The organism is Streptomyces sp. SID14436 (genome assembly GCF_010548465.1).
In the GTDB taxonomy this organism is placed as follows: Bacteria; Actinomycetota; Actinomycetes; order Streptomycetales; family Streptomycetaceae; genus Streptomyces.
This window is the reverse complement of record NZ_JAAGMD010000557.1, coordinates 1-6,483: the sequence shown is the minus strand read 5'-3', so window position 1 is coordinate 6,483 and position 6,483 is coordinate 1. Positions and strand designations below refer to the sequence as shown.

General features: G+C 72.9%; 4 protein-coding genes and 2 pseudogenes. 4 read left to right on the top strand and 2 right to left on the bottom strand.

Translation table 11 applies throughout. The features are described 5' to 3' along the window. Positions 1-275, bottom strand: a pseudogene (locus G3I53_RS19465) (hypothetical protein); the annotation flags it as partial. Positions 276-602: 327 nt separating this feature from the next. Between G3I53_RS19465 and G3I53_RS19460 the strand changes: the two are divergent. The 4 genes from G3I53_RS19460 (at position 603) to G3I53_RS19445 (ending at position 6,170) form a co-directional block, all read left to right on the top strand. Beyond that, on the top strand, positions 603-1,523 hold the full coding sequence (locus tag G3I53_RS19460) for an SCO0930 family lipoprotein (RefSeq protein WP_164332913.1): 921 nt from the start codon (positions 603-605) through the stop codon (positions 1,521-1,523). A gap of 323 nt (positions 1,524-1,846) precedes the next feature. Continuing rightward, on the top strand, positions 1,847-2,659 hold the full coding sequence (locus G3I53_RS19455) for an SAM-dependent methyltransferase (protein ID WP_164332910.1): 813 nt from the start codon (positions 1,847-1,849) through the stop codon (positions 2,657-2,659). Then, a complete protein-coding gene (locus G3I53_RS19450; RefSeq protein WP_164332911.1) occupies positions 2,656-4,800 on the top strand; it encodes an EAL domain-containing protein in 2,145 nt (714 codons plus the stop codon). Before G3I53_RS19455 ends, G3I53_RS19450 begins: the two co-directional genes overlap by 4 nt. Before the next feature lie 212 nt (positions 4,801-5,012). Continuing rightward, on the top strand, positions 5,013-6,170 hold the full coding sequence (locus tag G3I53_RS19445; RefSeq protein WP_164438589.1) for a tetratricopeptide repeat protein: 1,158 nt from the start codon (positions 5,013-5,015) through the stop codon (positions 6,168-6,170). On the opposite strand, the pseudogene G3I53_RS19440 reads toward G3I53_RS19445, so the two are convergent. After that, positions 6,153-6,483 (bottom strand): annotated as a pseudogene (locus G3I53_RS19440) (hypothetical protein); the annotation flags it as partial. The gene G3I53_RS19445 and the pseudogene G3I53_RS19440 sit on opposite strands and share 18 nt — an antisense overlap.

Sequence of the window (6,483 nt, the reverse complement as noted above, 5' to 3'; positions counted from 1 at the left end):
GGCGGAGGTGGTGGCGGTGGCGGAGTCGGCGTGGGCGTGGGGGCCGGTGTCGGCGTCGGCGTCGGAGGGGGCGCGGGGGGTGAGCACTTGGGGGGCAGGGGCCAGGTCATGCTGCCGGCGACCGCCACCGCCTCGGTGCCGTTCGGGCCGGTCGAGGCGTACGCACAGGCGTCCGCCGTCGCCGTGCCGGGTGCGCCGACGAGGGCCCAGGCCAGCGCCGCGGCGGCCAGCGCGCGGGCCACGAGGGCAGAGGAGATCGGTACGAGTCCTTGCACGACGGAGATCATGAGCCGGGCCGTGACGGGACACGCGCGGGTCCCCGGTGAATGGCCCGATGGAGTTAATTCCCGCTTCCGGGGATTGGACCGGCCCGGGCCCGCGCGAGCGCGACGCCGCACTGGCGTGCGGGACGCCACCCCCGGGAACCTCCGCCGGCCCCGGCAGCATCCGCCGCCCCGAGTGCCTCCGGCCCCCGGGGAGCCGGAGGTTCCGCAAAAAAGTCCGGCGGGCGTTGAACACGACGGGTACTCCCGTGCGTACCCATCGTCGAGCGGCGGCACGGCAGAGCGCTGCAAGACGATGGCGATGATGTGGAGTTGACGATGAAGACCTCCTGGCGGACCGCCTCCCTGGTGGCGAGCGCCGCGGCGGTGCTGGCGCTGACGACGGCGTGCGGTCAGGACGCTCCGCCGCCCTCCAGCAGCCAGAACGTGGGCGCCGCAGGTGCGGGGGACTACGCCGGAGCCGGCGGGGACAAGGCGAGCGCCCAGCCGTCCACCGGCCCGGCCAATTCCGCGGGCGAGCTGTCCGCCGCCGACAACGCCGAGCTCGGCAAGGTTGTGACGGACGGCCTCGGACTCACCCTCTACCGCTTCGACCAGGACGCCGCGAAGCCGCCCAAGTCCAACTGCGACGGCGACTGCGCCGCGACCTGGCCCCCGGTGCCCGCGGACGACGCCACGGCCGGGGAGGGCATCGACGAGGCCCTGCTCGGCGAGGTCACCCGGTCCGACGGCACCAAGCAGCTGACCATCGCCGGCTGGCCCGCCTACCGCTACGTCAAGGACGTCAACGCCGGGGACACCAAGGGCCAGGGCGTGGGCGGCAAGTGGTACGCGCTGACCCCCGAGGGCAAGAAGGCGCAGGCGGCCGATCAGCCCGGGCTGTCCACCCGCAAGGACCCGAAGCTGGGCGAGATCGTCGTCGACAAGAACGGGATGACGGTCTACCGCTTCGCCAAGGACGAGGCCTGGCCGAAGCCCGTCTCGGCCTGCACCGGCGCCTGCCTGGACAAGTGGCCGGTCGTGGCGCCCGTCGACATCAACGACACCAAGGGCATCCAGAAGAAGAACTACATGACCTTCACGCGCCCGGACGGCGCGAAGCAGCAGACGATCAACTGCTGGCCCATCTACACCTTCGCCGGGGACAAGGCGCCCGGCGACACCAACGGTCAGGGCGTCGGCGGCACCTGGTACGCCGTCCGCCCCGACGGGAAGCCGGTCGGCGCGCCGGAGAAGTAGCAACCTCCCCAGGGTGTCGTCCACTTCGGCACCGCCGACCGCGGTCCGCCCCTCCATGCCGCACGGAGGGGCGGACCGTTTTGCTGTGATTGACTGAACTCGGGGAAATTTCGGGGTCCTTCTCCCTGTCTTTCGCCGCACGTCGGAACTCTCCGGAATGCCATGGGTACTTTTCGTCACCATGTATCGGGGTATCAATTCGGCACGTGCCAGCGGCAGTGACCGGGAACGGATGGTCAATTTCCGTTTCAGGTCGCTCCCTTGGCGGGCGATCAGTAGCCTCTGCTCTCGAACACCGGATCGCCTTCGCCTTGGAGACATACATGGAGCGTCCCGCCTGGGCCCCACGGAGCATCGACATCACGGTGCCGAGCGTCTCCCGGATGTACGACTTCTACCTGGGCGGATCGCACAACTTCGAGGTCGACCGGAAGGCGGCGCGCAAGGCGATGGAGTTCATGCCGGGACTGCCCAAGATCATGCAGGCGAATCGTGCCTTCATGCGCCGGGCCGTGCGGTACGCGGCCGGTGAGGGCATCACGCAGTTCCTCGACATCGGCTCCGGCATCCCCACGTTCGGCAACGTCCACGAGGTGGCCCAGGCCGCCGACCCCGGGGCGCGCGTGGTGTACGTCGACCACGACCCGGTGGCGGTGGCCCACAGCCGGGAGGTGCTGCGGGGCAACGACCGGGCGGACGTCGTCGCGGCCGATCTGCTCGGCCCCCGCGACATCCTCGAAAGCCCCGAGGTGGAGCGGCTGATCGACCTGAACCGGCCAGTGGCGCTGCTGCTCGTTGCCATACTGCACTTCGTGGAGGACGCGGACGACCCGTACGCGGCGGTGGCCGAACTGCGCCAGGCCCTCGCGCCCGGCAGCATGCTCGTCCTCACCCACGCCTCCTACGAGGGGGTCCCGCTGCCGCCGGAGCGGGCCGAGGGGGCGGTGGACGTGTACAGAAACACCCGCAACCCGCTGATCATGCGCACGCGCGAGGACATCGCGCGGTTCTTCGAGGGGTACGACATGGTGGAACCCGGACTGGTGCCGATGCCGCGGTGGCGGCCGGAGACACCCGTGGAGGACGTGGACCCGTTCGCCTTCTCCGGATTCGCCGGCGTGGGACGTACGCGGTGAACGCGGAACCCGACGGCCCGGAGGACAGACTGCGCCGGTTCGCGACGATCTGGAGCCGGGCGGTCTTCCCGGTGACCTCCACCTCGTCCACCCGGCCCGAATTCGAGCGCCAACTGCTGGACCCCGCCCGGCGGCTGAGCGAGGCCCTGCGCGCCAGGACCTTCGACCCGGAGGCGGGCAGGGCGGTCGGCGCCGCCCTGGTCGGCGCGCACTGCACCGACCCGGAGGCCCTCAGCCGCAGCCTGGACTGCGTGGACGCCTACCTCGTCCTGTACTGCGGCGGGGACGGCGACCGTGAGGCCCTGCGGGCCCGCTCGGCGCGGCTGCAGCACGCCATGGCCGCCGGCTTCGCGCAGGCCCTCAGGGAGCGCACCCTGGCCGAGCAGGAGGCCATCGCCCAGGCCGCGTTGCGCGCCCAGGGCGTGGTCGCCCAGGCGCTGCACGCCACCGAGGCCCGGTTCCGCGCCGTCTTCGAGGGCGCGGCCATAGGGATCGGCATCGCCGACCTCGAGGGCAACGTCCTCCAGGTCAACGGTGCCCTGGTCCGCATGTTCGGCGTCTCCGAGCAGAACCTGCGCGGCCGCAACGTCCAGGACTGGACGCATGCCGAGGACGCCCCCCAGACCTGGAAGCTGTACGAGGAACTGGTGGGGGGCGAACGCGAGCACTACCACCTGGAGAAGGCGTTCTACCGCCCCGACGGGACCGTCCTGTGGACGAACCTGACGGTCTCCCTGCTGCGCGACCCCGACGGCCGCCCCCAGTACCAGCTCGCCCTCATGGAGGACACCACCGAACGACGGCTGCTCAACCTGCGGCTCCGCTACGAGGCCACCCACGACGCCCTCACCGGGCTGCCCAACCGCACCTTCTTCTTCGAACGCCTGGAAAAGGCGCTCGGCGCGGGGGAGGGGCAGCGGTTCGGCCTGTGCTACCTCGACCTGGACGGCTTCAAGACCGTCAACGACAGCCTCGGCCACGCCGCCGGGGACCGGATGCTCGTCGAGGTCGCCGACCGGCTCCAGGCCTGCGCCACCGCCCCCGGCGAGATGGTCGCCCGGCTCGGCGGCGACGAGTTCGTGGCGCTGACCACCGGCCCCGACACCCGGCACGGCGTCGACGAACTCGCCTCCCGCATCATGAACGCGCTGCTCGCCCCGATCAGCATCGACGGCCGCGAACTGACCGTGCGCGGCAGCATCGGCATCGTCGAGGGCCCGGCCGGCGAGCGCAGCGCGGCGGAGGTGCTGCGCAGCGCCGACATCACGATGTACCGCGCCAAGTCGGCGGGCGGCAACCGCTTCGAGCTCGCCGACCCGGAGGCCGATGCCCGCGCGATCACCCGGCACGGACTGACCACCGCCCTGCCGGCGGCGCTGGAGCGCGGTGAGTTCTTCATCGAGTACCAGCCGCTGGTGCACCTCGGCGACGGCAGCGTGCGCGGCGCCGAGGCCCTGGTGCGCTGGCTGCACCCGCAGCACGGCGTGCTCTCCCCGGACCGGTTCATCCCGCTCGCCGAGCACACCGGCCTCATCGTGCCGCTGGGCCGCTGGGTGCTGGAACAGTCGGTGCGGCAGGCCCGCGACTGGCAGGAACGGCACGGCGGGGCGGGCCTCGCCGGCCCCCTGCGCATCAACGTCAACCTCTCGCCGTGCCAGCTCACCCACCCCGGGCTGGTCCAGGACACCGTGGACATCCTGGAACGCGCCGGCGTGGCCCCCGACGCGCTGTGCCTGGAGGTGACCGAGTCGGCGCTCATCGGCGCCGACGACGACCTGCTCAAACCGCTGCGCCGGCTGGCCGAGATGGGCGTCGACATCGCCCTGGACGACTTCGGCACCGGCTACTCCAACCTCGCCAACCTGCGCCGCCTCCCGGTGAGCATCCTCAAGCTGGACCGCTCCTTCACCCAGAGCATGCAGCAGTTCCCGGCCGACCCGGTCGACCTCAAGATCGTCGAAGGCATCGTCTCCCTCGCCCACAGCCTCGACCTCGCGGTCACCGTGGAGGGCGTGGAGACCGGCGCCCAGGCCGAACAGCTGCGGATACTCGGCTGCGACACGGCCCAGGGCTGGTACTACGCCCGGCCCGGCCCGCCGGAGCGCCTGCACGAACTGGCCCTGGCGGACGCGACGGGCTGAGCCGGGGGAGCGGTGAACGGTCCAACTCGGGTGCGCCGGGAAGGTGTTGCCGCGCACGACCGGTGAACCGCCGGTTCCTGCCGACCCGTACGAGTGAAGCGGCGGCCCACCGGGAACCACCCCGGGCGGGGCGGCGTACTCCCGGTCCGGGGAGACGCATCCGTGAGCCCGCGACCGTGGTGTCCCGCGGTCCGGGGAGGGAGGGCCGGCCGGTGTCGGAGGGTTCGGTGACGCAGCTGCGCGAGCGTGTCGGGTACCTGGAGAAGCGGCACGGCGCGCTCGCGCTGGAGACCACCACCGCCCGGCACGACCTCGCGGGCGCCCTGCACCGCGAAGGGCGGCTCCGCGAGGCGGAGGAGCAGTACGAGCTCGCGTTCCAGGGGCTGTCCCGCAGATTCGGCAGCACCCACCTGTTCACCCTGGTCTGCCTCAACAACCTCGCCCTGGTCCTGCGCGACCTCCGCCGCTGGGACGACGCCCTGGGCCTGCTCGGCACCGTGCACACCCACCGCACCCAGCTGCTCGGCCCGGCCCACCCGCTCACCCTGAACGCCGCCAACAACGCCCTGACCGTCATGGTCCGCAAGGGCGACCCGGCCGCCGCGGCGCGCGAGTACCCGGTACTGCTCGCCGGGTGCGAGCAGACCTTCGGCCCCGACCACGACGCCACCCGCGCCGTCCGCCGCGACTACGCCCACGTGCTGGACCTGCTCGGCCGGCGGCCGGAGGCGGTGCGGCTGATGCGAGGCGTCCCGGGCCTGCCGGTCCCGGCCGTCCTCCTCGGCTGCGCCCGGACCCTGCGCTACACGGGCCTCTTCCCCGTGGCGATGACCGCGAGCCGGTACGGTGCGGACCTCACCCTCGGCACCCACAGCGGCGACCGGACCGGCCTCGCCGACGGCCAGGAGGTCCACGACGAGGACCTCGGCATCCGGGGCCGGGTCGTCGGCCCCGGCAACCGCGAGGCCCCCTACCAGGAGGGCCTCGACCTGAGCGAGACCTGTGACCGCGTCGCCGACGCCGTCGGGGCGCTCGCCGAGCACCTGGCCGAGGTGGAGCACGCGCTGGGCGAGGGACGCCTGCGGGTCAGGGTCCACGTCCACCACGAGCACTGGCCCCGGCTCAGCGACCCGCCGTCGCTGGCCGTCGACCGCCGCCTGATGCCCGCACGCGACCGGGCCCGGCACGACCGCCTGCTGCGCGCCACGCCCCACACCCCCGTCGTTCTGTCGGACGTCCCCGGGCCGCCCCGGCGGCCCAGCGGCCGCAGGGACGGCTTCACGGTGATGTTCCCCGGCGCACCGCACGTCATCGTGTCCACGTTCCACGGCCTCGGACGCCGCTCCGCCCCGTCACCCCTCGAGGCGTGAGCGGTCCGTGCGGTCCTTGCGCAGCAGGCTCGTCGCCGCCTCGCCCGCCTCACGGGTGAGACGCCCCGGGCAGTCGACCCCCAGCAGCAGCACCAGCTCCCGGCCGTAGAGGTCGACCGCCGCCTCGATCAGGTCGGCCTGGACGGCGACCGCCGCCCGCGCCCGGTGACGGGCCGTCACCAGCACGCCCGCGGCGAGCACGGCCGCCGGCCACCACACGATGGCCGGCAGCAGGTACAGCAGGCCCCAGGCCAGCAGGCGGGCGGCGGCGCCGACGTTCGCCCGCGCGCCGGCCAGTTCGGCGCGCGCACCG

Excerpts from the sequence above, each read along its gene's own strand:
- G3I53_RS19460 (WP_164332913.1), top strand. The coding sequence starts at position 603 with ATGAAGACCTCCTGGCGGACCGCCTCCCTGGTGGCGAGCGCCGCGGCG.
- G3I53_RS19455 (WP_164332910.1), top strand. The coding sequence starts at position 1,847 with ATGGAGCGTCCCGCCTGGGCCCCACGGAGCATCGACATCACGGTGCCG.